The organism is Acinetobacter sp. 1294243 (assembly GCF_000588015.1).
GTDB classification, from domain to species: Bacteria; Pseudomonadota; Gammaproteobacteria; order Pseudomonadales; family Moraxellaceae; genus Acinetobacter; species Acinetobacter pittii.
This window is the reverse complement of sequence record NZ_JFXG01000001.1, coordinates 16,370-42,530: the sequence shown is the minus strand read 5'-3', so window position 1 is coordinate 42,530 and position 26,161 is coordinate 16,370. Positions and strand designations below refer to the sequence as shown.

Sequence of the window (26,161 nt, the reverse complement as noted above, 5' to 3'; positions counted from 1 at the left end):
CATTAGATATCTAAAACTAGTCTCGGTGTTTTAGAGCGCGAACAGCACACCAATATTTGTTCATTGCTGGCTTTTTCTTCATCAGTAAAATAAACATCTCGATGATCAGGTTCGCCTTCAATTACATCGCACATGCAAGTTCCGCATACACCTTGCTCGCATGACATTTCGATCTCGATGCCTTCTTTCGCCAAAGCCTGCAAAATGGTTTCGCCAGCTTCAACCATAATAATTTTTCCGCTACGTTCAGCCACCACTTCAAATGAATCTCCCGAGGTGTCAGTTTCGACTTGGAAATATTCTTTGTGGATTTGCTGCTCAGGAAAATTGTGAGTCGTAGCAAGGTTAATCACCCAATCCATAAAACCGACTGGACCACAGGTGTAAATATGGCTCTCAAGATCAATATCTTTAATGGCAGATTCAAAAAATGCTCGGTGGCTTGCACCTTCCGATTTAAAATGAAAAGTTGTGTGTTTTGCTAACTCACCATTTTTAATTTCATCAACAAAAGCACAGTTTTCTGGGCTAGCCCCGCAGTAGTGAAGCTCAAATGATTCGCCTTCATGTGCAAGTTGATACGCCATCGTGATTAATGGCGTAATCCCGATTCCACCGCCAATCAAGACACTGTGTTTGGCTTTTAAAAGTGGAAATAAATTTTTTGGCTCACTGACCTGAATTTGCATGCCATCTTTAATTTCATCAAAAGCGGATATTGAGCCACCACGTGATTCAGGGTCACGTAAAATTCCAAGGCGAAACTTACCTTCGTCATTTGGATTTTGGCAAAGTGAATACTGGCGAACCATACCATTTGGTAAGTGCACATCAATATGCGCACCCGCTTCAACTTTTGGTAATGCAGCAGAAGTTGCAGATTCAAATTCCATGACTGCAATATTTCCACCTTCTACATGGCGATTTTTAACGACAACATCATAAAGTGTAGTCATAATTTAACTCCCTTTTCATGCCTAAGCTTGTGGCTTAGCGCATGAATAAACCACCGTTAATATCCCATGTTGCACCAGTCACAAACCCCGCATTTGGACTCGCAAGCAACCCACAAGTTTCAGCAATAAAATGCATACTTCCTAAGGCTTTAACCGGAATATTCTGGATGAACTGTTCCATTTTTTCGTCTGGCACCACACTATGAACGATCGGTGATTCCATAGGTCCCGGTGCAACTGCATTGACCGTTACCCCTTTTGCCGCAAACTCTTTGGCAAAAATTTTGGTTAACGTCACAATCGCGCCTTTGGTTGCCGCATAGTGTGCACCTGTTGCAGTACCACCGTTTTGTCCTGCTAACGACGCCATATTAATGATGCGTCCATAGCCTTTTTTAGCCATATATTGGCCAATAATTTGGCAAGCCTGAAAGGTGCCGCGTTGGTTGACTTGGGTCACCCAATCAAAATCGGTTGCGGTAATTTCTAATACTGGCGTTGCTTTGGTGACGGTGGCATTGTTAATTAACACATCAAGTTTAGAAAACTTCTCTTCAATCCATTTAACGGCAGCATGAAAATCTGCCTCGACAGAAATATCTAATTTCAAGGGAAACATATGTTGGGCATATTGACTTTGTGCCTTGGCATTTTCGGCTTTTTCAAGCGTACTTGCCGACAAAATCACTTGATGGCCTTGGCTCGCAAAATATTCAGCAATGACATTACCGAGTCCAGAAGCAGCACCTGTCACTAAAACAACTTGTTTCATGTTACCGCTCCTAAAGAATGTAACTAATACCAGCTAAGGTATCGGTTGAGTTAACCAAGTTGATGATTTTACGGTTAATCTTAAAACCTGTAGCTGCATCACGAGTTAGATGGTAGGTAATATCAGCTGTGTAATGCTTGAGGTTTTCTTTACGGAATTCACGTAAGTTTTGAGCACAGCGTAAAACGATTTCATCATCCTGATCTTGAATCACTCGTACACGAGAAATGCTACGCACAGTATTTGCTTTAGGCGCTGTAGAAATTGCTTCACCATTTTCAAGACGCTGTACACGTAAAGTACGCATATGATTATCGTCATAGGCATAATTTAAGTTGTTTTCGTAGTCCGTTAGGTTTGGGTCAATTGGAATGATATAGACACCTTTTTCATTCCATAAATTGAGCCATTCACGGTATTCACTGTGATCTAACATATCTGCCTCAGCCCAGATGAAAGCAGTGACTTCATTTAATAATTGCAGATTCATATTCATTGCTCTCTCCTTAAGCCGTCATCATCTTTTTCCACTGCTGGTATGCTGCACGCATACCTGTTTCAGCACTGACATCACTTTTTAAGCCATCTTCAGTTTTGACTTCACCCGGTAAACCGCGGTTGAGCATGATCCATAAATCATTACCGGCATTGGCACCATGTTGTACGCGTTCCCAAGCTTCTGAGTCATCTGGTGTACCGAAACCAAATGGACCTTGGAAATGTTCATGCAAACGTAAGCGATATTGGTTGGCAATTTGTGGACCGCCATCCATCGTAATTACCGAGTGATGAATTTCTGTTTCAGCAACTGAAATTGGCTGTAACACTCGGAAGAACGCCATCGAACATGCAATATTCGGGAATAAATTTAAGTTAAAGCCAGAACCACCAACTGCTCGAACAATACGGCGTACTTCTAATTCCTCATGGCCTTCGTCGCGCAAAGCTTGAGCCAAGTCTTCAAAGCGCTCTTGAATTGGACGTTCCATGAGCTCTTCGTCTAAATCAACCAGTTCAGGAATCATCACCATAACACTGTGACCATTACCTAAGTCTTCAACAAAGCCCGGCTGATTTTCGAAGTTAAAGAGTTCTTCTGTTTTTTCATCAACAGAACTTAAGAATGACTTGTGCACTAATGGAAAGTGATATGCATCGGTGGTATTTTCAAGCTGGATTTTCCAGTTACCCGGGAAGCGGAAACGGTGTTCGCCCAACACTTTAATTGGATAACCCGCACCTTGTTTCATAAACAGGTCAATCCATTTTTTCGCAGGCCCAAGGAACTCTTCAAGCGGTTGAATGTCTTCTTTAAATGAAGCGAAGATCATTCCGTTATATTCTTCTACACGTAGACTCACCAGTGGTAATTCTGATTTATCTAAGCAATCACCGTAGCTTTCCGGAGATGGCACACCACGTAAACTACCATCAAGTGCATAACTCCAACCGTGGTACGGGCATACAAAACTATTGGTTTTTCCTTTTTTATGTTCGCATACGGTTGCTGCACGGTGACGGCAACGGTTTAAAAGTACATGGACTTTCTTTTTACGGTCACGTACCACAACCACTGGCTGTTTACCGATGTTAATCGTTTTATAGCTTCCGCCTTCTGGAATTTCGCTGGCATGTGCGACCCACACCCAAGTGCTATAAAAGATTTTCTCCATTTCTTCATCAAAAATACGTTCATCTTTATAAAGAGAAGTATGAGCACGGTCACTTTGAACCAAAGCATCGTAATCAATGCCAATGTTATGCGTTGGGATAATACTGTTCATATCAATAGTCCTTTTAAATATGTCCTGGGTCATTCCTGGGAAGGTACCGGCAATTCAGCTTCACTGTGCCAATGCGATACGGGACGACTGAAAATATTCTGTGTTTGGAAATGTTTAATTTTCCATGTTCCATCTGCTTGCTTATGAAACTTCACCTTGAGCTTTGCCGCATTCAGATGACTACGGCCATCTTGAAAAGTTGAAGTTTGCAACATCAACCAAGAAGCATTTGCATAGCCTTGGTTTACATAAATTTGTTCTGAATTGACAAAGTGTGCATTCATAACAAAGTGAGATTCTTTTTGGGTATAGCTTTTAAACATGTCGTAAATCGACTGCCAAGAATCATAACGGCCAAAAGATTTGGCATATTTCTCGCCAACACCTTCCCAAATACAGTCTTGATCAAAAAGATTCATCAGCTCGTCAAGGTCTGTATTTGCATTGAGCTCGTCGCAGATTTCCATATAACGGTTCAGACAATTACGAATGGCGTTATGCGCTTCCAACTGTTCTAGTCGCTCTATGATTTCTGCAAGATTCACTTTGTCATTCATCGCCATCGCCTTAACGTTGGATAATCAATTCGCGCCCAACACGAGCTTCAACTTTGCAATATTTCCAAAGTTTGTATGGACCTTCACCCACCACCGTCGTTCTAAACAAGTTACAAGCTGCATGTACTGTTTCAATATCTGGAACATCTGCAAGCAAGTACGTTGTCCAAGGCCAGCCAGCACTTGGGCCAACCATGCTTTGGTCATCATCAAGATTTCCAAAAACATGTACGCCCGGTAAGTCATGAATGCCATTCCACATTTCACCAAACGCTGCCCAAACTGCTTTTGCTTCAGCAGGTTCTGCATCAAAAAAGTTTTGATTAATACCCATGCAGAACAAAACGCGTAATGATTTTTTAGCTTCCATCTCAATATCCTTTTAAAAATTAAACTTATAAATAACCTGGGGTTGGTTTTAACCCGAAACTGATTGAGCCTGCATTTTGTAAAGTTGCATCACCCATAAAGGCATGCTGAGTCACCACGTTGGTGTCATTCACAAAACGGCTAAATGGATTGTTGGTATAAATTGCTGTCATACCCGCGAGCATTTGCATTTTTCGGGTGACTTTGGCGCAAACTCGCGCTGCATGGGTACATGCCAGACGCATATCGCTAATTTGTTCAGGAGTTGCTTCACGACCAGCAATAATTTCATTCCAAACAATATCCATGGTTTGATAAAACCAAGACTTTGCAGCCTGAAACTCAGCATCAGCTTGAGCGAACTCATATTGAGTCACTGGGCGGTTTGCAATTTCTGACCCGCCTGTAATCGATGCTTTACCTGGTGCCAATTTTTCAAATTCTTCTAATGCAGCAGCTGCAACCCCAATACCCACCACGGTTAATACTTGGGTGGCTAAAGACAGTGACGGATATTTAAAGAATGGCTCGCTGAGTTTCGAAGGTTCACCACGTACAAAGGTCCATTTCTTTTCGACCAATACATCTTCAACGACTAAGTCATGACTTCCTGTACCTTTTAGGCCAACGGTGTCCCAAGTCATTTCGATTTTTGCTTTTTTGGCAGGCATCACTGCCATGCGTGGTAAGCCTTGCATTTCATTGTTTTTAAGCGGTGAAATTCCCACGCCAACAATGTCAGCTCCCATGCAGCCGCTTGAGAATTTCCAACGTCCACGAACTACGACACCTTCATCGGTAATTTCAGCTGGTTGCGGTGGAAAAATACCTCCGGCAAACACCACATCCGGGCCGTTTTGGTACAACTCTTTCAGTGTTTCTTCAGGCAAACTTCCTAAATAAGCAGGGCTCATGCCGAAACTTGCCACCCAGCCCACAGAACCGTCAGCTTTAGATAAAGTTTCGATCAATTCGCAAAACTGCCGTGGTGACCATTCTTCGCCACCAAAACGTTTAGGCACCAATGCACGGTAAACGCCAATCTGTTTAAGTTTTTCGATAATGTCTTGGCTCACATATGCCTGATTATCAAATTCACCTGTACAGGCACGCTCACGAATTTCTTGACACAAAGCGTCTAAGTCAACTGCTTTGTCTTGAAAAACAAACTCCATTTTAGACAACTTATTCATCATCTAACTCCTTGTAATTTATTACATTGCATCAACACAAAATTTAGCTATAGCGCATAATTGCTCATCTTTTTGATGCTTTGATACGATCTGTAGGCCCACAGGTAAACCTTCACTGGTTTCAAGTGGCACTGAAATGGCTGGATGACCTGATAAATTAAATGGTCGAACTAAAGCTGTAAGATTCAAAAAAGCGACTGTGTTTTCAGCTTCAGAAACTTTCGGTGGAATTTGTGGAAGTGTCGGTAAAACCAATGCATCATATTTTTCTAATAAAGCATCGAGTTCTTGGGTGAGCTGCTCTTTTACAGCTTCCGCTTGTTTTACTTGCTCTAAAGTGGTGTGTGCCGCTTTTAATAAACGACCATTTACATCAGAACCAATTAAGCCGGTTTGAGTTAACTCACCAAAAGCTTGCCAATTTTCATAATTAATAATCTGCATTCCTGCATCATAAGCATCTTCAAAATGTTCAACTTTTTCTGAAGTGGTCTGTAAATTAGCTTTTTGAAGTGCTTGATGGATACAGTTCCAAACAACCTCATCTGCGCTTACATCGAGAACAGCAATTTTTGGTTTACGAGTAAATTCAGTAGGTTTGAAAGTTGGATCAATAATTTGCATGGCCTTTTCAATCATCTCGACTGAATTTGCAAAAGGGCCAACGCAATCTAAAGAACTCGATGGCGGATATACGCCTTTTCTGCTCACGCGACCGAAAGATGGCTTTAATCCAAAAACTCCGCAGCACGCAGCGGGCATACGGATAGAGCCGCCCGTGTCTGTACCTAAAGTAAAGTCAGCTTGTTTAGCAGCAACTGCCGCAGCCGAACCACTCGAAGAGCCGCCTGGAATAAGTTCAGGATATTTAGGATTGATGGGTGTACCAAAAGCGTGATTAATGCCTGTAATACCAAAAGCCAATTCGTGCAAGTTTGTTTTCGCAATAATTTCACAGTCAGCTTTTAAAATGTTTTTAACCACCTCAGCATCATCTTGAGCAGGTTCAACATTTAATAAAGCTCGACTGCCAGCAATGGTTTTTAGACCTTGAATATCAATTGTGTCCTTAACCATGACCTTGAGCTTGCCACTTCCTTTGTGCACGCTTTGGCTAACAATATTCATTCACTTTTCCATGTATTTTTATCCATTAATCAAAATATGGGAAAATTTAATGGAATTGTCAAGTATTTTTTATAATTTGTTCTCAAGGAAATATGCAAAATTTTGTTTATAATAGGATTACCCTTTTTTCACTAAGTTATTGCTTAGCTATGCTTGATCATTTAGAACAATTTCTTCCTAATAAAGAACCGTCGAGTATTCAAAATTTCCCTTTTTTTTGGGTTTCCCAAGTGAATGGAAAGTATTCACAACTGATTGAAAAATCAATAAAAAAGCTAGGTATTGATAATACGCGCCGTAAAATTATTTTAAGCACTAATGCCCTTGGGGAAGCCAGTATCACCGACATCGCCAATCTTTCTACTTTAAAGTTAACGACGGCAACCAAAGCGGTATATCGCTTGGTAGAAGATGGAATTGTCGAGGTCTACTCTTCTACTTCCGATGAACGCATCTCGATGGTGAAATTAACTCCCAAAGGTGTTGATCTGGTTGAACAGATTAATCAGATTAGTGTGGTTACCTTGGCAGGCATCCTTAACGCTTTTTCAGAAGACGAGCTACATAATTTAAATAACCAGTTAAAAAAATTATTTGACCTGATGCCATCCAGTTAAATATTTCTCATTATGATAAATTAGCTCTCTTAGAGCAGTTAAAAATTTCTTTTTCTTTAGCTGCTCTTTTGTTAAAACAATAAAAATTAATAAAATCAAATCTTTATATTATAAATTTATCTGTATATAATTACTTAACATACTTTTTAGGTATTCTAACATACTCAATAAGTAATGGAATTTTACATATAAAAAGAAAATAATAATTCCATGATCTTAAAAATCCCATTAACTCGTAATTGGGTTTAGACGCACTCTTCCGGTCTGTACGAGACCAAATTACTCATTTCTAGCCTATTTATTATTCTTATCTAAACGGGGGAAATATCGAAAATTTTAGAGGAATAATAAAAGTTAGATATCAATTTCTTTAAGCGTTTTATACATAAGGATTAAGTGTATGAACCAAAGTAATATCGCTGTTGAAAGGACACAGAAGAAAAGCAATGCATATGCATGGTATGTGGTCATACTTTGTATGTTGGCATATATATTTTCATTTATTGACCGCCAAATTCTGGCGCTGATGATTGAACCCATCAAAGCAGATCTCCAACTTTCAGATACACAATTTAGCTTATTACATGGCCTCGCCTTCTCACTGTTTTATGCGGTTATGGGTTTACCGTTAGCCTATATTGCCGATCGTTTTTCACGACCAAAATTAATTTCAATCGGGATTATTGTTTGGAGTCTGGCAACAGCAACTTGCGGTTTAAGTAAAAACTTTATTCAACTGTTCTTAAGCCGTATGGCGGTAGGTGTCGGTGAAGCGGCTTTATCTCCAGCGGCTTATTCAATGTTTAGCGACATGTTTAGTAAGGACAAACTGGGGCGTGCTGTCGGGATCTATTCAATTGGTGCTTTTTTAGGTGGAGGTATTGCCTTCTTAGTTGGCGGTTATGTCATTAATCTGCTTAAAGGCGTGACACTCATTGAAGTTCCATTATTAGGGGCCCTTAAAGCATGGCAAATTGCCTTTTTAGTGGTGGGTTTACCCGGCATCATTATTGGTTTGCTGTTTATTTTGACCGTTAAAGATCCTGCACGTAAAGGCCAACAGCTCAACCAAAATGGACAAGTTGACCAAGTTAAATTCACACAATGTCTTCAGTTTATTAAAAAACATTCGAAAACATTTGCTTGTCATTATTTAGGTTTTACCTTTTATGCAATGGCACTCTATAGCCTAACTAGCTGGACACCTGCATTTTATATTCGTAAGTTTCAACTCGCGCCGACTGAAACAGGCTATATGCTCGGTACGATTCTGTTAGTCGCAAATACATTAGGCGTATTTTGTGCAGGCTGGCTAAATGACTGGTTTATCAAAAAAGGCCGTCAAGATGCGCCGATGTTCACGGGTGTAATTGGTATTGTTGGCCTGATTATTCCAATTGCATTTTTTACCCAAACAGATCAGCTTTGGCTTTCAGTTAGCTTACTGATTCCTGCAATGTTCTTTGCATCTTTCCCTCTAGTGATTTCAGCAACTGCTTTGCAAATGTTAGCCCCAAACCAGTTTAGAGCACGCCTTTCTGCCCTCTTCCTTTTGGTGAGTAACTTAATTGGACTCGGTATTGGCACAACACTGGTAGCCATTATTACAGATAAAGTTTTTGGTAGCCCATTAATGGTGGGTTCTTCTTTATCTATTGTGGGTGGTTTGTCTTGTGTACTGGCTTTAATTCTACTTTTTAAAGGCTGCAAATTCTTTAGTGAAAGCATGAAGCTTGAAAAATTAAATTAATAGGTCTCACCAATTGCAAAAATGTACTCTCTAACTAAACGCTTAGAGAGTACCGAAATATTAGAAATTATTTAGTGCCGAGGACAGGCATACATTTGGGAAATGGATTATGGAATTATTTCACCGCTTTCAACCACACACTTTAGCCGTTGCCACTTTATTACTGATGTGCAGCAACTCATGGGCTGCACATCCAAATCAGCAAACTGAAGATGAATGGAAATTCACTTTAAAAAATGCCTATATCAACCGTGATTTTGATAATGATGCCTTAAAAGATACTGGTAGTTGGTCTCAGGCAGCGTCATTATTTTATAAATCGAAAATGCATGACCCCCCGTTAGTCATTGCAGACAAGCCAATCACGATTGGGGCTGATGCTTCTGTCCAATACGCCGTGCGCTTGAGTTCAGACAAACATGTTGCGGATACAGTTTTGCCTTTTAATAAAGAAACGCAATCTCAGGCTTCAGACTATCTAAAATACGGCGCGACTTTAAAGCTGGGTTATGACAAAACTCTTTTAAGTGTCGGTGAACTCTGGCTAGATTTACCTGTAACTGCCGTAGATGCTAGTCGTCAGTTACTCACTTCGTATTGGGGAACCAACCTAAAGTCACAACTTTCAGACCAACTCTACGCAGAAATTGGTCGGGTTGAAAAAGTATCTCCACGAAATGAAGAAGACTTTAAAAAGTTTTCTTTCACATCAAATGGGATTACTAAAGAATCTGATGGTTTGAACTACATTGACCTGCGCTATCAATTCACGCCGTCTTTAAAGGGTGAATATTACTTCGGTAATTTAGAAGATCTGTATAACAAACACTATGTAGGACTTGAACATACGTGGAAACAGCCAACTTTTGCCCTCACCTCTAAGTTTAAATACTTCAATGCAAAAGATGATGGCAACACTTTTGACATTGATGCGCAGAACATCGGGGTGCTAGAAACACTCAAAGTAAAAAACCATACCTTTGGTTTGGGTTACCAACAAATTATAGGTGAGTCAGCTTATCCCTTACCAGACGGTTTTTTACCAGAAACGTATTTCATTAATTGGAATGCCACTGGCTTCTTTAAAGAAGATGAAAAGTCTTACCATGTCATGTATGGCTACGATTTTAAAGATTATGTTCCGGGCCTAAATGCGATGGTGAAATATGTTTACGGACATGACTTTAAAGCTGCCAATGGCAAGAAAAACCATGAAACCGAGTCTAATGTGATTTTAAACTATGCATTTCAGCAGCCTTTCTTAAAAGGCGTTGCTCTGCAATACATTCGTATTGATTACAACGTTAAACATGGCAATGACTTTGGCGAAGACCGTTTATTCGTCAATTACACCAAAAAATTCTAAATAAAAATTACCCCCTAAAACTTAGGGGGTAATTTTTTATCCTAATTTATTGACCAACTTTAATGGTAAAACCTTCATAGCAATACTCATTGGTAACCACGGCCACTGTGGCACATAAGCTTTTACAGGTTGCTTTTCGATCGCTTTTACTAAAGCTTTACATCCTGTTTTGGCATCGACTTCAAAAGGTAAATGTTTAGCACCTTCATTCATTTCGGTACGGATATAACCCGGGAAAATAGTTGAGACTTTAATTGGGGTATCCAGTAATTCAGCACGAATACCCTCGGCCAAGTGAGCAACTGCAGCTTTACTTGCTGCATAAGTCGATAAATGTTTTGGTAATCCACGCATCGCACTCATGGATGACATCACAACCAAATGACCAGCGTTTTGCTCTCTAAAAATTTCAGTCGCCGCCTCACACTGTGCTAAGGCAGAGATAAAGTTTGTTTCAGCTGTGGCTCTGTTAATTTCAAAATTACCTTTACCAACACGGCGGCCATTGCCGACTCCCGCATTTACAATAATTCGATCTAAATAGCCAAATTCTTGTTTAAAGGCGCGAAATACTTCAAAAACCTGATCGTAATTAGTTACGTCCAGACTTTTTGCAATGACTTTAATACCGTAGTGATTTTCTAGTTCAGTTTTTAAAGTCTCTAGTCGGTCTAAACGGCGTGCACAAATCGCCAAGTTATAACCTTTGGCTGCAAATTCATGCGCCATACCCGCGCCCAATCCAGAACTTGCACCTGTAATTAAAATTGTCTTTGCCATGCTTTTATCCTTATTTTTAAATCCATGTCAGTAAATCTGGACGTTCAGCTTTTATAAAATGATGTTCATTTAAACTTAACACCTGAGCCTCATTTCCAACCAAACGCAAAGTGGTGAGGCTTGTATTAGCAATTGCCCAATTCAACGCAAAAGTTCGATTAGGGCTAAGTTCAAGCAGCTTGCCAATTGCTACCGAAATCACACCACCAGAGGTAAAAACAACTGCATAACGAGGTTTGGTTTTTGCTAACTCATCACAAAGTTGCTGCAATGCTGTTTCGACTCTTTCTTTAAAGTGTGGCCAAGACTCATCATATTCATGATGAAAATCACCATCTGTCCATCGTCCAATGGCACCTTCGAATATTTTGGCAAGATATGCGCGAGGGTTCTGTTCTTGTGCTACATCAGCTTTTAAAAGTTCAGGCTGTTCAAAACGCGGTTCGTAACGAGCGAAAACCTGTTGGTGGTTAAATTCATTCCATAAATTATTATGATGAATCATCGCATCTGGAAAGCATTCATTGAGTGCGAGCTTTGCAGTCTGCTCATGACGCTGCATAGTTCCTGCAATCACATAAGGTTGTTCTTTTAATATTTGCTTAAAATATTGGCCTAATAAAGTTGCTTGAGCTTCACCATTTTCAGACAGCTCATCATAGTTACTTTTACCAAATGATGCCTGCCCATGTCTTACCAGATAAATTGTGGTCATTTTCTTAAAATACCCTGTATTTTCTGTAGAGATTGCTGAGCAAATTCTGAGTCTTGCAGTTTTTGCTGCGCGATAAGTTTTAAAGCTCGAATATGTAGCGCATGAATGACAATCCAGAAATCTTTAAAAGCGGGGTTTCGGGTTTGTTTATGGTAATAACGATAATAGATTTGCTGGGCAATCACGGCTAAACGGAATACACCAAACACTTCATAAAAAGCCCAGTTTTGAGGTTCCAGACCTGTTTTTTGCAAATAATAGTCAACGACTTCTTTTCGAGAGAACATTCCCTTTAAGTGAGTCGGCTGACGGCGTGTTGATCTAAAAATCATGTTATCCGTTGGCTCAACCCAATAGGCCAAAGCACTGCCCAAATCCATTAATGGATCACCCAAGGTCGCCATTTCCCAATCGAGCACGCCAATCACTTCTGTTGGATGCTCTGGATCTAAAATCACATTATCAAAACGCCAATCATTGTGAATAATACAAGTCGTAGAGTCTTGAGGGATATTATCGTTTAGCCATTTTCGAACATATTTAAAAGAAGGCACGTTGATTGTACGGACTTTTTCATAGCGCTTATCCCATCCTTCAACTTGTCTACGGCAATACCCTGTACCTTTGCCTAGTTCAGCTAAAGGCGTGTTTTCATAAGGAACTTGATGTAACTCAATCAACTTATCAATAACATTTACACAAAGTTGATGGACATCTTCTTCATTAAAACCAAGTTCAGGTGGTAATTTTGCACGAGGAATAATACCTTCAATGCGTTCCATGACATAAAAATCACAGCCAATGACCGATTCATCCTGACAAAGTGCAACCATTTTAGGAAGCACTGGATAATAAGGCGCAAGATTTTTCTGCACTATATATTCACGGGCCATATCGTGGGCCGACTTCGCTTTAGTTCCTTTTGGAGGACGACGCAAAATTAAATCGGTATTTTCATACTTTAAACGATAAGTCCAGTTTGACGCCCCGCCCGTATATTGAGTAACAACTGCTGGGCCAACCAGCTCAACCCCTTGGTTCTTTAACCAGTTTTTAACTGCCCCAATATCAAGTTCTTCACCTTCACGTACTTCACCGCCTACATCAATTACCGACATATTCACTTCCTTTAAACTTATACTTTCTTATGACGACCATAACCACGTTTGGCCAACTCTAATTTGGCAATCATGCCTTTATGTACTTCATCTGGACCATCAGCTAAACGTAAACTGCGTGCTTGGGCAAAGAAACCCGTTAATGGCGTATCTCTTGAAACACCTGCACCGCCATGTAGCTGAATCGCCATATCGACTACTTTTTCTAAAACACTCGGAGCGACCACTTTAATTGCAGATTTTTCTGTTAAAGCAGCCATATTTCCTAAAGTATCCATTTTATAAGCAGCATACAAGGTTAAAAGTCTGGCTTGATCTATGGCGACTCGAGCATCAGCCACGCGTTCGAGGTTTCCACCGAGTTTTAAAATTTCTTTACCAAACGCCGTTCTAGACATGCCTCTATCAATCATGAGTTCTAGTGCTTTTTCAGCAGCCCCAATGCAACGCATGCAATGGTGAATACGCCCTGGTCCTAAACGGCCTTGGGCAATTTCAAAACCTTGCCCCGCTCCGCCAATAAAGTTTTCGAGAGGCACTCGAACATTATTAAAATGAACCTCACCGTGTCCATGCGGTGCATCATAGTCGCCAAACACAGGTAACATCCGTTGAATTTCAACACCTGCGGTATCAATCGGTACTAAAACCATAGAGTGTTGATGATGACGGTCTTTTGTTTCATCTGGAGTATGTGCCATAAAAATAATGACTTTAGCATTTGGGTCACCTAAACCAGACGACCACCATTTTTTGCCATTTAAAACAATTTCATTACCTTCGATTAAGGCAGTCGCTTGCATATTTGTTGCATCACTTGAAGCAACCTCGGGTTCCGTCATGCAAAAAACCGAACGGATTTTTCCGTCCAATAATGGCTCTAACCATTGCTGTTTTTGCTGTTCATTACCATAGCGCCATAACAATTCCATATTTCCTGTATCTGGTGCATTACAGTTAAAAACGGTTGGTGCCAATAAACTGCGGCCAGTCAATTCAGCAATATGCGCATATTCTTGAACAGTTAACCCAGCACCCAACTTTTCATCGGGTAAAAACATATTCCAAAGACCGGCTTTTTTTTCTTTTGTTTTTTGAGTTTTTTACAGTTCAGGCCACTGCCATTTTTTCCAGTTCCCATCTGGATTTAACTCATGAACCTCTTCCCAAAATTTTGCTTCGACAGGTTCTATTTCTTCTAAAATAAATTTTCTTGTTCGCTCAGCAAAATCTTGAGCTTTCTTTGAAAGTTCAAACATTCTTTTTTCCTTCACATCATTATCTGGTCTTTACATCAACATAACTTGAAACTTAATATGAATGAAATGATTTTATTAAATAACACCTCATGAATAATATTCATAACTTACATGGCCTAGATCTAAGTTTTTTCCACCGGATTGATATCAATTTATATCCGCTTTTTATCGCGATTTATGAACAAAAAAGTATTTCGAATGCCGCAAGTAGCCTTAATATTACGCAGTCAGCGGCAAGTCATGCTTTGCAGCGTTTACGTCAGCAACTTGAAGATGATGTATTTATACGAGTAGGCAATAAAATGTCTGCCACTCCTTTTGCTGAGCAGATTTACCCAACGGTGAAACAAGCACTTTTAACCATCCAAAATATTAGCCAGCAGAAACATGTGTTCGATCCAACAAGCTTAAAAAACTTAAAAATCGCCGTGCATGATGAAATTGAGCCGATTATTCTTCCAAGACTAGCTCAACATTTTCAAAATCTTAATTTAGATTTGCAGTTTGTGAGTATGAAACTCGATCGAAAACATATTATGACTGACTTAGCGACACAACAACTCGATTTCGTGATTGACCTAGAACAATACTTATCTCCAAAAATTACCTTTGATCATTTGGTAACAGATGAGTTTGTCATTTGCAGCCAACTTAAAGAAGTCGATTTAGCTAGTTATATCAGTGGTCGGCACATTGGTGTTTCGTCACGCCGTACGGGCGCTTTACTTGAAGATATTTATTTAAACCAACACCAAAAAATTTCAAGAAATGTATTTATGCGCTGTCAAAACTATTCAACGGCGTTACAAGTTTTGGGAGCTCAAGCCGACGCAATACTCACCATGCCTCGAATGATTTTACAGCATTTGTCTTATAGTCATGAAATTTGCTTACATTCTCTGCCTTTTGAGATAACCAATATTAAAATGGGTATGTTTTGGCACGAAGATTTAAGGGATAATTTAAGACATCAATTTCTGCGACATGAAATTATTAAACTTTTTCAGTAAAGCAAATTGATCTACTAAGCTTCTATCGTACAAGGATCAGTAATGAGTAAAGATGAACGGATAATCCAGAATCAGGACAACAAAAAAACGATTCGTCATGAAGATTACATTGCTGGTATTGGTAAAGGCATGGCGATTTTAGATAGCTTTAGTAGTAATCAACATCGTTTAAACATTTCTATGGCTGCCGAAAAAACCGGGCTTACCCGAGCGGCAGCAAGACGCCATTTATTAACTTTAGAATATTTAGGGTATCTTGAGTCAGATGGTCACTATTACTATTTAACTCCGAAAGTTCTTAAATTTTCAGGAGCTTATTTAGGTGCAGCCCAGCTTCCGAAAGTATCTCAGCCTTTATTAAATCTGTTAACTAACCAAACTTCTCTCATTTATTCAGTGATGGTACTTGATGGTTATGAAGCCATTACTATTGCCCGTAGTGCGGCCCACCAACAAACTGACCGTGTAAATCCATACGGCTTACACTTGGGTAACCGCTTACCTGCTCATGCGACATCTGCGGGTAAAATTTTACTGGCACATTTAAGCCAACAAGAACAATTGGACTGGCTCCAAAAATATCCTCTTCAGCGTTTAACTAAATATACGCATGTCGAAAATGATAAATTTTTAGAGTTACTACAAGAGATTCGAGAACAAGATTGGTGTTATTCGCGTGAAGAACACGAATTAGGAGTTCATGCGCTCGCCGTACCAATTTATGGACAAGACTTTAAAGTGGTTGCAGCTTTAAATATTGTTTCTCCAACTATGAAAACAACTGAAGAATATTTAATTCAACATATTCTGCCTTTATTGCAAGAGACTTCGCGGGATTTAAGACAAGTTCTTTAAATCTTGCTTAGGCTATTTCATAGGGTTAATTTTATTGTTTGCTTAGGCTATTTGAATAGATTGAACGTTCCCAAATGAATGCTTAGGCTATTTCTAAAAGTAATTGAAAGGGATTTTCAAATAGCGAATACCATTCGCTTCAGGTTCCGGAAAATTTCCACCATTCATATTAATTTGAATTGAAGGCAAAATTAATTTTGGCATTGCCAAAGTAGCATCTCTTTCTTGACGCATTTTGATGAATGATTCTTTAGAAACTCGTCGATTTAAATGGATATTGCTTTGTTTTTGAGTTTTTATATCTGTTTGACAGATATATTCGTCACGGCCTTCGGGCTTATAGTCATGGCATAGAAACATACGCATATCGTCAGGAAGTGTATAAAGCTTTTGTACCGAATCATAAAGTGCAGCAGCACTTCCTTTAGGAAAGTCACATCTGGCCGAACCATAATCAGGCATAAATAAAGTATCACCTACAAAAACAGCATCGGCAATCACATAGCTTAAGCAAGCTGGCGTATGCCCTGGTGTAGGAATGTTATAGGCTTCTATCTCCCCTATTTTAAAATGTTCATAATCTTCAAACAAATAATCAAACGGCTGATTTTCATTGAATTTCTTAAAATCAAAATTATAGATAGCTGCAAAAGTTTCTTGTACTACCGAGATTTTTTGACTAATCGCAATTGTACCGCCCAATTTAGATTTTAAATATTGAGCCGCAGTCATATGGTCCGCATGTACATGGGTTTCTAAAATCCATTGTACTTTGAAGTTTTGCGCCAAGACATAATCGACGATCAGATCAGCATTGGATGTTTTTGTAGTGGCCGATGCGGCATCGTAATCAAGCACGCTATCAATAATAGTGCATTGAAGAGTCGCTACATCCGCAACAACATAGCTAAAAGTATTGGTGTTTTCATCAAAAAAATCTTTTACTAGAGGTTGTTGCATAGGCTTAATTTCCTTTATTTAAAATTCGGTAAATAAACATTCCTAATAACATTGCGACAATAAAATAAAGCGCTTCAAAATGCCCTAATCCAATCAGAGTTAAAGCGGGCGCTGGACATATACCTGCTATTCCCCAGCCTATACCGAAAATAAAAGCACCCACAATTAACCTTTGGTCAATCTGTGTATTCGTTGGTAATTGAATTTGTTCATTAAAGAGTGTTTTAGGAGTTTTTATAGCCTTTTGAAATGGAATAAATGCCACAGCAATAGCACCTAACATTACAAACATTAAGCTAATATCCCACTGCCCAAAAATATCTAAAAAACCTAATACCTTTTCTGGATTAGACATGCCAGAGATCATTAAACCTACTGAAAATAAGCTACCAAATAAAAAAGCAAAAAAGTTTTTCATAGGATTACCCCATCACATGACGAATGATATAAACCGTTAACATGCCAGCAAACATAAAAACTGCTGTCGCTATCATCGAGCGTTTTGATAACCTGCTCATACCACAAATGCCATGGCCGCTTGTGCATCCAGAGCCTAGTCGTGTTCCAAAACCAACAAGTACACCTGCTAGAATAAGTGGAAATGTATTGGTTTTAATTTCAATTTCAGGCTGATAAAAATAACCATATACGAAAGGTGTAATCACGAGTCCCGCAATAAACCAGAATGCCGAACTCTTAAAGGTGTCTTTAGTAGGATTGATGACTTGAGCAAGCAAACCACTGATTCCGGCTATACGGCCATTTATATATAAATATCCAACTGTTGCGATGCCTAGTAATAAACCACCAAAAAAGGCATAGACAATATTTGACATATAACCACTCTTAACAATATATGTTTTTATAATCTGTATTATACGCTGATTCTTTTAGAAATACTTAAAATAAAACTCTTAAGTGTATAATTCTTCTTAACAAGAAAAAGCCCCAAGATTCTGGGGCTTTTGTCATTAAATTAGATCTTTAATGCCTAATTGTTCAGGTAACTTTTCCATAACCTTATTCAATCTATTATTTGCTGGAGAGATACAACCTGTGTAATGGCTTAATTTAGTTTCTGTGCCATTAGGTTGAATCCAAGTAATGTAATAGCTAGACATATCGGTCGCTGTTTGCTGGCAACCCGCAGTTTTTGATTGTGTACCTGTTTCAGGGCGATAAGTTTTTAGATCATCTGCAAGTTTTTTATAATCTTTTACGCTACCTTGAATTTCTTTAACGCCTATAGCCTTAGTGTATTGTTTACCTTCAAAGCGAATTAAACCTGTAGGTGTTACTTCTACAGAATAAATCGGACATGCGCCAAAACATGGGCTTGAAGCATAGCGAATTGTCTCTTGTGTATTCGGTGCTTGCTGAACAGAAGCACAACCCATCAAAGCTAAACCAGATAAAGTTGCAAGAACCAAAAATCTCATTACATCACCTATTATTATCAAGTGGCTTTAATTTATCAAATCATACACTTCTTGTCATTAAAGACTATTTTTTGTGATTTTATTCATTATTTAATTTTGCTTAGGCTATTGAGTAAGACAAAAACATTTTCTTTCACCCATAAAAAAAGGCCCATCTTTCGATGAGCCTTAAGCCATAAAAGCTTAAATTCCTGAAATACAAATTATTACTGGATAGTAATAATCTGCGTCGACCATTCTAGCGCAACCCAATAAATTATATAAATATAATATAAGTATATATTTAAGCTCGTTTTTCCAACAAAAAACACCGTATTTTTAAGGTTTAAAACTTAATAATGTTTATTTTTAATTAAAATTCACAATGTTAAATTAAACAAAACTTAATAAAAGTTAAGGTTTTATTTATAGGTAAAACATCCTAAGGAACTGGTCAATAGTTAAGCTATATCTAGCGTTCAGGCTGGATTGACCATAAGACTATTTCAAGTTTAGCAACAACATCAAGCACTTTTTTACTATTTGGTAAAGCTATCTAGTTAAAAATATAGAATTTACTTTTACTCTTTTATATAAAAAATATATTAAAGAGTAAGGCAAAAGAGAAATACTCTCTTTTGCCTTACTTAATTATTGTTCTAAGCTATAAGCGATCACATAATCACCATGATCAGGTGATTGACGTGCTCCACCTGCGGTAACAACCACATACTGTTTACCTGTTTTAGGTGAAACATAGCTTATTGGTGTTCCTTGGCTACCTACTGGCATGCGTGATTTCCACAGTTCCTTACCTGTAGATGAATCAAATGCACGTAAGTAGTAATCTTGTGTTGCAGCAAAGAAAACTAAGCCACCTTGAGTTGCCATCGGCCCGCCAATTGTTGGCATACCGATCGGTGCCTTTAAGCCCATCTTAATACCCATAGGCCCAGTATCTTCTACTGTACCTAATGGTACTTGCCATGCAACTTGACGAGTTTTCATGTCAATTGCAGTCATGGTGCCAAATGGTGGTTTCTGACATGGAATTTTTAACGCCGACATAAAGCGGTTTTTATTCACTTTGTAAGGTGTACCTTTCATTGGTACAGCACCCATACCTGTGTTTACTTTCTCGCCACCATTCGCCTGAATCTTAATATCTTCAGGAGTTTGCTCCATCAATTGAATCCACAAACCAAGGCGCATATCGTTCACGAACATATAACGATGAGTCGGGTCAAAAGCGATGCTACCCCAGTTCATACCACCCAAAGAACCTGGGAAGCTTAAAGAAACATCAGTTCCCGGTGCAGTAAATAGGCCTTCGTAACGCATTGACTTGAAGTTAATACGACACATCAGTTGGTCGAACGGCGTTGCACCCCACATATCTGACTCAGTTAAAGTCTGATTACCAATTTGAGGCATTTCAACTGAACGAGGTTGAGTTAAGCTGTATTGTTCACCCGGAATATTGGCAGGTTTAACTGGTTGTTCAATCACTTTAGTCAGTGGTTTACCCGTTACACGGTCAAGAACAAAGAATTGGCCTGATTTGGTTCCAATGACAACAGCTGGTTTAGTCGTACCATCTTTTAATGGGAAGTCGACTAGACTCGGTTGCATTGGTAAGTCAAAGTCCCATAAATCGTTATGAACAGTTTGATATACCCACTTCTCTCTACCTGTTGTCGCATCAAGTGCTAACACAGAAGTATTGTATTTGTGATCTAATGGATTACGGTTACCACCCCAAATATCGACAGATGAACTGCCCATCGGTAAGAACACCGTATTCATTTGTGGATCATATGACATTGCAGCCCATGAGTTTGCCGAACTACGTTTATAGGTTTCACCCGGTTTAAGAACATAGTTAGGATTTGGATTACGCGGGTCAAATGCCCAGCGAAGTTTACCCGTAATCACGTCATAACCACGAATAACACCGCCCGGCATATCTGCGGCTACGTTGTCGGCAATACGGCTACCCACCACAATAGTTGTTCCAGCAATAGTCGGTGCAGAAGTCACTTCAAAACGTGGAGCTTTTGTTCCAGCGCCAAGACCTTCTAGCAAATCAACCGTTCCATTTACACCAAAATCAGCACAGCGCTGACCGTTATCTGCATTCACTGCAATTAAACGACCATCAGGTGTATTGGTATATACACGACGTGGACATGCTGTATTGGTTGCAACCGCAGTTACTGCATTTGCACCCGCTAAAGTTGGTTGTACAAGTGGTTTAGTTGAATCAAAGTATGCAACACCACGGCAACGTTCCCAAGCATCGGCTGTAGAGTTCACCTCAGCTTTCCAGAGTTGTTTGCCCGAGTCGGCATCTATCGCAAAAATGTTGTTATGTGGTGTACATAAAAACACTTTATTTCCCACTTGTAGCGGAGTCATTTGGTCTTCAGCACCATTACCACTACCCGTTGTAAAGTCGCCCGTTCTAAAGCGCCAAGCTTCTTTTAGTTTATGAACATTATCTCGGTTAATTTGATCGAGAGCAACAAAGCGGCTACCACCTGCATCATTACCATAATTTTCCCAATTTACCTGTTTTTTAGCAGGATCAACTGGTACTAAAGGTAGTTTTTCACCTGAACTTTCTACTGTTGGATGTGGTTGGAACATTTGATAGAGCGCAATCAACATTCCCACAACAACTAATCCACCTACCGCATAGGATGAAGATGCCAAGCTCGTTTGAAATTGGTAACGTCGGATTGAAGGTAAAGTAAATAGCAAGGCAGCAAAAAGACCAGCAGGAAACATTAAGCGCGAAAATAACGGCCAAAATTCCCATCCAGCATCAACAAATGACCAAATTACGGTACCAACAAAAACAGCCGCAAAAATCCAGACACCTAGTGCTTTTTTACGGAAAATACTAATTGCCGAAATGGTTATAAAAAGTCCTGAGATAAGGAAATACCAAGAACCACCAAGAGATACTAGTTTTCCGCCACCTACGATATAAAAAACACCAGTAGCCAACAAAACTAGACCTAATATAAAACACCATATTTTGAATAAGATATGAAACTTAGAATCTGACTCAGACATAGATCCTACTCCACATATACTGAACCCGAATAGTTCAAGCATTTGGGCCAGTTAAACTATGTCTAACCAGCCATCAATATTGTTAAAAATTGACTTTCACACTAAGACCAGCCACCCAAGCATCATCAACCTCTTTTACACCAGCAGGTTGATGAATATATTGAATGTTTGGACGTAACATGACGGCCGGAGACCATTGATAGGTATAGTTCAACTCGACATTTAGCTCGTCGTCTTGTATTGGAATATAGTCAGATGCAATCGGATCATAGCTGTAATATCCACGACTTTCATTTGTTGCGATCTGTTTATCTTTAGCACGGTCATTAACTACATAATTGGCTATACCAAAACCAATCGAATCATTTGGACGGCTATTAAATGGCCCCTTATACCAAAGAGCAAGTTGTTGCGTACTTTGAACAAAAGTCGTTGCCTTATCATTTACAACGCCATTAAAACTTACATATAAACCGCGTTTCGGATCTTCGCCTTTATTCGTCAGTTGTTGTTGTGCATTAATCCAGAAACTTTGTTTCCCGTCATGCACTTTACCGGCAGTTTTAATATCATTTGCTTCGGCGGTTGAATACAGTGCACCTACTTTATATTCACCCGGCAAGCCATTGAAGGCAGCAAGTTTTGGTTTCCATGCAAGTTCAACTGGTATGGTGGCGCCCTTCACATTGTTCATATCCAGATTAAAACCATCACTATTTGATTCGGTTTTAATGTTGTCTGGATTGACCTCATACACACCCAATCCCAAAGTCCATTCAGGCGCAAACTGATATTTAACGTTTGTCGCCCAAACACCTACTGGTGAGTTATACCAAATTGAACCGATTGATTTTCCTAACTGCCCACCGCAGAGCAATAAGTTCTGAAATTCACATTGAGAACTATTAAAGTCCTCTGACATTCCCATACGACCAAATTTGACCTGTACAGTATTATCAACAAAGCCCTTTTTCACCCATGCTTGAGATAAACGCCAGATTTTACCGCGACCATAAATTTCTTGAGCATTGCCCAATTGGCTAGAACGTGGGTCTTTAATACGCTCGAGAGTTAATGCATTACCATCACGTTTGGTCACGATTAGGCTCGCTGTTGTATCTTTCCACCCAGCAATCTTTTCTAAATCTAGGTTTGCACCTAAAGAAAGTTGCGCAGCATTTTCAAAAGTATTGCTGTCGTTGTAACCACCATCTAAATTTGTAGCACTTTGGCTCATAATAGAAGCTGTAAATTTATAGCCCTGCTGCTCTAATTGCTGGCGTTTTCCATTCCAGTCACCTAGCAACCATTGACGGTCTTGTGACCAAGGTTCATTCGCGAGCGCAAATTGGCTACCTAATACAGCGAGCGTTAAAACACTCAGTTTCATTAAATTTGGCATTTCAAGTCCCTTTTATCATTTCTATATTTCTATGCTGCGCCTCATATGAGGCGCTTTCCTTATTGTTATTTAACACTTGTAAAACCAAGCTCAGATGTTGCGCCAAAACGATCAGTAATATTCGCTGTAATTGAGGCAACTTTTACAGACGGCTTCCAATTCGCTTTTGCGATCCCTTGTGCATCTGTAGCAACAGTTATTGCTCCTAAATATTGCTCAGCTTCTTTTGATGATGCATTTTGATTACCAAAAAATTCAACTTGATAGCGTTGATTTGGCAAGCCATTGACTTCTACAGCAACTGAACCTTTATTTGCAGTTAATTTAGGAGCTTTAATACCCTGATTAGGTTGAGCATTACAGCCTTGTTCATTTGACTGAGTACATGTTTTTTGTTGTTTAGATGGGTCAACAACCACACCACCACCACGAGAACCTACAAATCCTGCATGCTCAAGTGCAGGCACAGCAAATACAATTGCACCCAAACGCTGATCTGGTACACATGAACCACCCGCTTCACAGCGTTTAATATCTTTACCATTGTCCCAAATCAGGTTTTTAGTCAATGTAATTTTTGCATTTGCATCTTTTTCAGAACGGATGGCTACACCAATACGATTACCATGTACTTTATTGCTATCAAGAATATTGCCATCACCCGTCATGTTGAAACCAATCGAGTTATTGGTCATTTCGTTGTAGGCAATATAGTTACGCTTACCCCAGTTGATCTGTAAGCCATCTGAATAGTTTTCGAATTTATTACCAACTACCGCATTATCATTACCCCACAAAATTTCAATACCTTGTGATGGTTCTGGGTTTGCTTTGGTTGAAACAAAATGGTTATTCGCAATTAAGTTAAACGCAGCACCACGTGTCAGCTCTAGACCATCACCATTGTCTTGGAAAATATTGTCTAAAACTTTGTTGTTATTGGTGGTGGTTGCGGTTGGGTTACCTTGACCATCATCACCAGTGAGCATGACACCAGCACCGCCGTAGTTATTACTAATACGGTTGTGTTGGATGAGGTTATTGCTTGAACGGTTAATCAATACACCAATACAGAAGCGATGGATGTCTAAACCTTTTAAAGTGACATTGTTGACGTCACGCAATACCAACCCCGGTAAAGTCATCGTACGTACATTAGTGCCGTACTGCTCAGGGTTTGCCCCAGGACAAGCTTTTGCACCTTCTCCTTTAATATAATTTGAACCATCAATTGCGATGTATTCGCCAGTTTTATCCCACTGTGTACCAATGATTTTGACAGGTGCTTTAATTTCAGGAAGTGCACTATTTAATTTAATCGCATAAGGCGCTTTGCCTACTGCTTGAATCAAAATGTCGCTAGCTTCGCTTGGGTTTGCATTGGCTTGTTCAATTGCCCAGCGTAAAGAGCCTTTATTGCTATCGTCATGATAACGGTCAACCACATAAGTTTGAGCCGCAGCTATTCCTGAAACCATCAAACCTAATGCAAGAGTAGTTAAACGTAATGTAGTCATTTCATCATATCCTTATGATTTATGGGTTTGTTGGTTGAACGGTTTGTAAAATCTGTTTGAGCTTAGTCACATCAATTTGACCCGGTGCAGAAGCCTGACCAATCATGCCAAAGCTATAACTTCCGCCCATGTTGGCAGTCGCAACACGAGAAATCGTACCTAGTTGCCCCATTGACATCGTCAATAAAGGTTTAGTTGTTTGCTGACTTACTTTTAAAGTTGCGTTCATTAAAGTAAAAACGTCTTGTTTAGATTTTGGCATTACGGCAATTTTGAGAATATCTGCACCCATTTGATCTTGTTTTAATAAGCGTTTTTCAATTTCATCTTGGCTTGGTGTTTTTTGGAAGTCATGATTAGACATGACAATCAGCACTTTCTTTTGATGTGCTTTTTGAACAATTTCTGAAACTACTTTTTGATCACGGAACATTTCAACATCTAACCAGTCCATGAACGGATTCTTTAAGTAAGCCTGATAAGTCTTACCATAATCCACGTCACTAATTTCAAGCTGGCCACCCTCGTTTTTGGTGCGAATTGTGGCGATCATTGGCTTATTGCCTAAAATCTTTTTTAACTCATGCCCCAAAGCAATCACTTGTTTTGTATCACTCGCAAAACTGAGTAAATCGATACGAAACTCTGCCAAATCAGCATCTGCTGTATTTGCAATGACTTGAGCTTGTGCCAAAGCTTGTTCTTTGGTTTTTGCGGTAATCGGAACAATCGTTTTAACGGCTGTAGCAGCAGGTTGTGTTTGAGCGGCTAAAGCAACAGGTTCAGCATTCACCTGTGCTGTAAAAAATGGGAGCGCAAGCAAACTGAGGCTTAATAATGTTTTCATGTTCATATCGTTCATCCTTAAAAAGGCTACACGCATCCTTGAATAATCAGGTGTAGCCTTAGGTGTTTCTTAAATATCAAAAAATACAGTTTCGTCATCACCTTGAATACGAATATCAAAGCGGTAAACAACTTCACCATTTTCTTCAAAACGTTTCGCAATAAGTGTTTGGCGACGTGGTGCCCATTCAATGCTATTTAGAATTGGATCGTTAGCATTTGCTTCAGCTTCATCTTCAAAATAAACACGTGTATGAAGACCTAAGTTAATACCGCGAGCGAAAATCACTAAGGCAATATGAGGTGCCTGAATTGAACCTTTGCGACCTGCTGTAGCACCTGGCTTAATTGTATTAAAGCTCCAAACACCCGTTTCAAAGTCAGCACCTGTACGGCCCCAACCTTGAAATGCTGGGTCAGCTTCTTGCTCACGCGTATCTGCCTGACTTGGGTAAATACCATTTGCATCAGCTTGCCAAATCTCAATCAGCACATCGCGTAGCGGTAAACCCAATCCGTCAAACACTTGGCCTTCAAGACGAATACGCTCACCTTTGGTCTGATCTTGTACTAACTGGTTATTAAAGTTGTTTTCAAACACTTCAATATTTGCTTGTTGTGGCAATAAGCCAATGTGAACGTAAGGACCACCTGTTTGAGATGGAGTTTCTTTTAGTTCCTGAAAATTCCAGTTATTCATGCTCGTGC

Annotated in this window: 25 protein-coding genes and 1 pseudogene; 5 read left to right on the top strand and 21 right to left on the bottom strand. The window is 39.5% G+C overall.

Annotated features, from left to right (window positions below):
- Nucleotides 1-2: 2 nt before the first annotated feature.
- The 8 genes from J655_RS05205 to J655_RS05170 are packed head-to-tail and all read right to left on the bottom strand — an operon-like array spanning nucleotide 3 to nucleotide 6,759.
- Entirely contained in the window at nucleotides 3-956 is a 954-nt protein-coding gene (locus J655_RS05205) for a PDR/VanB family oxidoreductase (protein ID WP_032006293.1), read from the bottom strand.
- Between the two features lie 34 nt (nucleotides 957-990).
- Nucleotides 991-1,728, bottom strand: coding sequence for an SDR family NAD(P)-dependent oxidoreductase (locus tag J655_RS05200; protein WP_032006294.1), 738 nt, complete (start codon nucleotides 1,726-1,728; stop codon nucleotides 991-993).
- Nucleotides 1,729-1,738: 10 nt separating this feature from the next.
- On the bottom strand, nucleotides 1,739-2,224 hold the full coding sequence (locus tag J655_RS05195; RefSeq protein WP_002120925.1) for an aromatic-ring-hydroxylating dioxygenase subunit beta: 486 nt from the start codon (nucleotides 2,222-2,224) through the stop codon (nucleotides 1,739-1,741).
- A gap of 10 nt (nucleotides 2,225-2,234) precedes the next feature.
- Entirely contained in the window at nucleotides 2,235-3,512 is a 1,278-nt protein-coding gene (locus J655_RS05190) for an aromatic ring-hydroxylating oxygenase subunit alpha (RefSeq protein WP_005069110.1), read from the bottom strand.
- A 29-nt stretch (nucleotides 3,513-3,541) separates the two neighbouring features.
- Nucleotides 3,542-4,075: a nuclear transport factor 2 family protein gene (locus tag J655_RS05185; protein WP_080973549.1), complete on the bottom strand. Its 534-nt coding sequence runs from the start codon at nucleotides 4,073-4,075 to the stop codon at nucleotides 3,542-3,544.
- A gap of 4 nt (nucleotides 4,076-4,079) precedes the next feature.
- Nucleotides 4,080-4,439 carry a hypothetical protein gene (locus J655_RS05180; protein ID WP_000387554.1) on the bottom strand — a complete coding sequence of 120 codons (360 nt, stop codon included), beginning with the start codon at nucleotides 4,437-4,439 and terminating at the stop codon, nucleotides 4,080-4,082.
- Nucleotides 4,440-4,464: 25 nt separating this feature from the next.
- Nucleotides 4,465-5,613, bottom strand: a complete 1,149-nt coding sequence (locus tag J655_RS05175) for an acyl-CoA dehydrogenase family protein (protein WP_081311969.1) — start codon at nucleotides 5,611-5,613, stop codon at nucleotides 4,465-4,467.
- A 39-nt stretch (nucleotides 5,614-5,652) separates the two neighbouring features.
- Nucleotides 5,653-6,759 carry an amidase gene (locus J655_RS05170; RefSeq protein ID WP_032052055.1) on the bottom strand — a complete coding sequence of 369 codons (1,107 nt, stop codon included), beginning with the start codon at nucleotides 6,757-6,759 and terminating at the stop codon, nucleotides 5,653-5,655.
- Between the two features lie 149 nt (nucleotides 6,760-6,908).
- Between J655_RS05170 and J655_RS05165 the strand changes: the two genes are divergently transcribed.
- The 3 genes from J655_RS05165 to J655_RS05155 all read left to right on the top strand — a co-directional run bounded on the left by J655_RS05165 (nucleotide 6,909) and on the right by J655_RS05155 (nucleotide 10,492).
- A complete protein-coding gene (locus tag J655_RS05165) occupies nucleotides 6,909-7,376 on the top strand; it encodes a MarR family winged helix-turn-helix transcriptional regulator (RefSeq protein ID WP_017399598.1) in 468 nt (155 codons plus the stop codon).
- Between the two features lie 400 nt (nucleotides 7,377-7,776).
- Entirely contained in the window at nucleotides 7,777-9,126 is a 1,350-nt protein-coding gene (locus J655_RS05160; RefSeq protein ID WP_017399597.1) for a spinster family MFS transporter, read from the top strand.
- Nucleotides 9,127-9,235: 109 nt separating this feature from the next.
- Nucleotides 9,236-10,492, top strand: coding sequence for an OprD family outer membrane porin (locus J655_RS05155; protein WP_032052054.1), 1,257 nt, complete (start codon nucleotides 9,236-9,238; stop codon nucleotides 10,490-10,492).
- A gap of 36 nt (nucleotides 10,493-10,528) precedes the next feature.
- On the opposite strand, the gene J655_RS05150 is transcribed toward J655_RS05155, so the two are convergent.
- From J655_RS05150 to J655_RS05135, 4 genes and pseudogenes are all read right to left on the bottom strand, one after another.
- Nucleotides 10,529-11,272, bottom strand: coding sequence for an SDR family oxidoreductase (locus J655_RS05150; RefSeq protein WP_032052053.1), 744 nt, complete (start codon nucleotides 11,270-11,272; stop codon nucleotides 10,529-10,531).
- Nucleotides 11,273-11,288: 16 nt separating this feature from the next.
- Nucleotides 11,289-11,987, bottom strand: coding sequence for a histidine phosphatase family protein (locus J655_RS05145; protein WP_032052052.1), 699 nt, complete (start codon nucleotides 11,985-11,987; stop codon nucleotides 11,289-11,291).
- Nucleotides 11,984-13,105 carry a phosphotransferase family protein gene (locus J655_RS05140; RefSeq protein WP_032052051.1) on the bottom strand — a complete coding sequence of 374 codons (1,122 nt, stop codon included), beginning with the start codon at nucleotides 13,103-13,105 and terminating at the stop codon, nucleotides 11,984-11,986. The genes J655_RS05145 and J655_RS05140 overlap by 4 nt, the downstream gene beginning before the upstream one ends.
- A gap of 17 nt (nucleotides 13,106-13,122) precedes the next feature.
- A pseudogene (locus J655_RS05135) lies at nucleotides 13,123-14,364 on the bottom strand (acyl-CoA dehydrogenase family protein).
- Between the two features lie 89 nt (nucleotides 14,365-14,453).
- Between J655_RS05135 and J655_RS05130 the strand changes: the two are divergent.
- Together J655_RS05130 and pcaU are read left to right on the top strand one after the other, a co-directional pair.
- Nucleotides 14,454-15,374, top strand: coding sequence for a LysR family transcriptional regulator (locus J655_RS05130; RefSeq protein WP_032006304.1), 921 nt, complete (start codon nucleotides 14,454-14,456; stop codon nucleotides 15,372-15,374).
- A 42-nt stretch (nucleotides 15,375-15,416) separates the two neighbouring features.
- A complete protein-coding gene (gene pcaU / locus J655_RS05125) occupies nucleotides 15,417-16,229 on the top strand; it encodes an IclR family transcriptional regulator PcaU (RefSeq protein WP_032038506.1) in 813 nt (270 codons plus the stop codon).
- A gap of 93 nt (nucleotides 16,230-16,322) precedes the next feature.
- Here the strand turns inward: pcaU and J655_RS05120 are convergent, their stop codons facing one another.
- The 9 genes from J655_RS05120 to pcaG form a co-directional block, all read right to left on the bottom strand.
- Nucleotides 16,323-17,189 carry an MBL fold metallo-hydrolase gene (locus tag J655_RS05120; protein WP_032042682.1) on the bottom strand — a complete coding sequence of 289 codons (867 nt, stop codon included), beginning with the start codon at nucleotides 17,187-17,189 and terminating at the stop codon, nucleotides 16,323-16,325.
- Between the two features lie 4 nt (nucleotides 17,190-17,193).
- Nucleotides 17,194-17,607, bottom strand: a complete 414-nt coding sequence (locus tag J655_RS05115; protein ID WP_032006307.1) for a DUF6691 family protein — start codon at nucleotides 17,605-17,607, stop codon at nucleotides 17,194-17,196.
- A 4-nt stretch (nucleotides 17,608-17,611) separates the two neighbouring features.
- On the bottom strand, nucleotides 17,612-18,025 hold the full coding sequence (locus J655_RS05110; protein ID WP_032006308.1) for a YeeE/YedE family protein: 414 nt from the start codon (nucleotides 18,023-18,025) through the stop codon (nucleotides 17,612-17,614).
- A gap of 135 nt (nucleotides 18,026-18,160) precedes the next feature.
- Nucleotides 18,161-18,619, bottom strand: coding sequence for a DUF6438 domain-containing protein (locus tag J655_RS05105; RefSeq protein ID WP_014206923.1), 459 nt, complete (start codon nucleotides 18,617-18,619; stop codon nucleotides 18,161-18,163).
- A gap of 639 nt (nucleotides 18,620-19,258) precedes the next feature.
- Complete coding sequence (locus J655_RS05100) at nucleotides 19,259-21,688, bottom strand: glucose/quinate/shikimate family membrane-bound PQQ-dependent dehydrogenase (RefSeq protein ID WP_032052050.1); 2,430 nt, start codon at nucleotides 21,686-21,688, stop codon at nucleotides 19,259-19,261.
- Between the two features lie 82 nt (nucleotides 21,689-21,770).
- Complete coding sequence (locus J655_RS05095; protein WP_032052049.1) at nucleotides 21,771-23,090, bottom strand: carbohydrate porin; 1,320 nt, start codon at nucleotides 23,088-23,090, stop codon at nucleotides 21,771-21,773.
- 65 nt (nucleotides 23,091-23,155) lie between these two features.
- Nucleotides 23,156-24,607 (bottom strand): NosD domain-containing protein, encoded by a 1,452-nt coding sequence (locus tag J655_RS05090; RefSeq protein WP_032052048.1) that lies wholly within the window; start codon nucleotides 24,605-24,607, stop codon nucleotides 23,156-23,158.
- A gap of 19 nt (nucleotides 24,608-24,626) precedes the next feature.
- Nucleotides 24,627-25,454: a type I 3-dehydroquinate dehydratase gene (gene aroD, locus J655_RS05085; RefSeq protein ID WP_075383137.1), complete on the bottom strand. Its 828-nt coding sequence runs from the start codon at nucleotides 25,452-25,454 to the stop codon at nucleotides 24,627-24,629.
- Between the two features lie 69 nt (nucleotides 25,455-25,523).
- Entirely contained in the window at nucleotides 25,524-26,153 is a 630-nt protein-coding gene (gene pcaG, locus J655_RS05080; protein WP_032052046.1) for a protocatechuate 3,4-dioxygenase subunit alpha, read from the bottom strand.
- Nucleotides 26,154-26,161: the final 8 nt, after the last annotated feature.

Bases quoted from the DNA above. Each gene is read 5' to 3' on its own strand.
- J655_RS05205 (WP_032006293.1), bottom strand. From the start codon at position 956: ATGACTACACTTTATGATGTTGTCGTTAAAAATCGCCATGTAGAAGGT.
- J655_RS05200 (WP_032006294.1), bottom strand. From the start codon at position 1,728: ATGAAACAAGTTGTTTTAGTGACAGGTGCTGCTTCTGGACTCGGTAAT.
- J655_RS05195 (WP_002120925.1), bottom strand. From the start codon at position 2,224: ATGAATATGAATCTGCAATTATTAAATGAAGTCACTGCTTTCATCTGG.
- J655_RS05190 (WP_005069110.1), bottom strand. From the start codon at position 3,512: ATGAACAGTATTATCCCAACGCATAACATTGGCATTGATTACGATGCT.
- J655_RS05185 (WP_080973549.1), bottom strand. From the start codon at position 4,075: ATGGCGATGAATGACAAAGTGAATCTTGCAGAAATCATAGAGCGACTA.
- J655_RS05180 (WP_000387554.1), bottom strand. From the start codon at position 4,439: ATGGAAGCTAAAAAATCATTACGCGTTTTGTTCTGCATGGGTATTAAT.
- J655_RS05175 (WP_081311969.1), bottom strand. From the start codon at position 5,613: ATGGAGTTTGTTTTTCAAGACAAAGCAGTTGACTTAGACGCTTTGTGT.
- J655_RS05170 (WP_032052055.1), bottom strand. From the start codon at position 6,759: ATGAATATTGTTAGCCAAAGCGTGCACAAAGGAAGTGGCAAGCTCAAG.
- J655_RS05165 (WP_017399598.1), top strand. From the start codon at position 6,909: ATGCTTGATCATTTAGAACAATTTCTTCCTAATAAAGAACCGTCGAGT.
- J655_RS05160 (WP_017399597.1), top strand. From the start codon at position 7,777: ATGAACCAAAGTAATATCGCTGTTGAAAGGACACAGAAGAAAAGCAAT.
- J655_RS05155 (WP_032052054.1), top strand. From the start codon at position 9,236: ATGGAATTATTTCACCGCTTTCAACCACACACTTTAGCCGTTGCCACT.
- J655_RS05150 (WP_032052053.1), bottom strand. From the start codon at position 11,272: ATGGCAAAGACAATTTTAATTACAGGTGCAAGTTCTGGATTGGGCGCG.
- J655_RS05145 (WP_032052052.1), bottom strand. From the start codon at position 11,987: ATGACCACAATTTATCTGGTAAGACATGGGCAGGCATCATTTGGTAAA.
- J655_RS05140 (WP_032052051.1), bottom strand. From the start codon at position 13,105: ATGTCGGTAATTGATGTAGGCGGTGAAGTACGTGAAGGTGAAGAACTT.
- J655_RS05130 (WP_032006304.1), top strand. From the start codon at position 14,454: ATGAATAATATTCATAACTTACATGGCCTAGATCTAAGTTTTTTCCAC.
- pcaU (WP_032038506.1), top strand. From the start codon at position 15,417: ATGAGTAAAGATGAACGGATAATCCAGAATCAGGACAACAAAAAAACG.
- J655_RS05120 (WP_032042682.1), bottom strand. From the start codon at position 17,189: ATGCAACAACCTCTAGTAAAAGATTTTTTTGATGAAAACACCAATACT.
- J655_RS05115 (WP_032006307.1), bottom strand. From the start codon at position 17,607: ATGAAAAACTTTTTTGCTTTTTTATTTGGTAGCTTATTTTCAGTAGGT.
- J655_RS05110 (WP_032006308.1), bottom strand. From the start codon at position 18,025: ATGTCAAATATTGTCTATGCCTTTTTTGGTGGTTTATTACTAGGCATC.
- J655_RS05100 (WP_032052050.1), bottom strand. From the start codon at position 21,688: ATGTCTGAGTCAGATTCTAAGTTTCATATCTTATTCAAAATATGGTGT.
- J655_RS05095 (WP_032052049.1), bottom strand. From the start codon at position 23,090: ATGCCAAATTTAATGAAACTGAGTGTTTTAACGCTCGCTGTATTAGGT.
- J655_RS05090 (WP_032052048.1), bottom strand. From the start codon at position 24,607: ATGACTACATTACGTTTAACTACTCTTGCATTAGGTTTGATGGTTTCA.
- aroD (WP_075383137.1), bottom strand. From the start codon at position 25,454: ATGAAAACATTATTAAGCCTCAGTTTGCTTGCGCTCCCATTTTTTACA.
- pcaG (WP_032052046.1), bottom strand. From the start codon at position 26,153: ATGAATAACTGGAATTTTCAGGAACTAAAAGAAACTCCATCTCAAACA.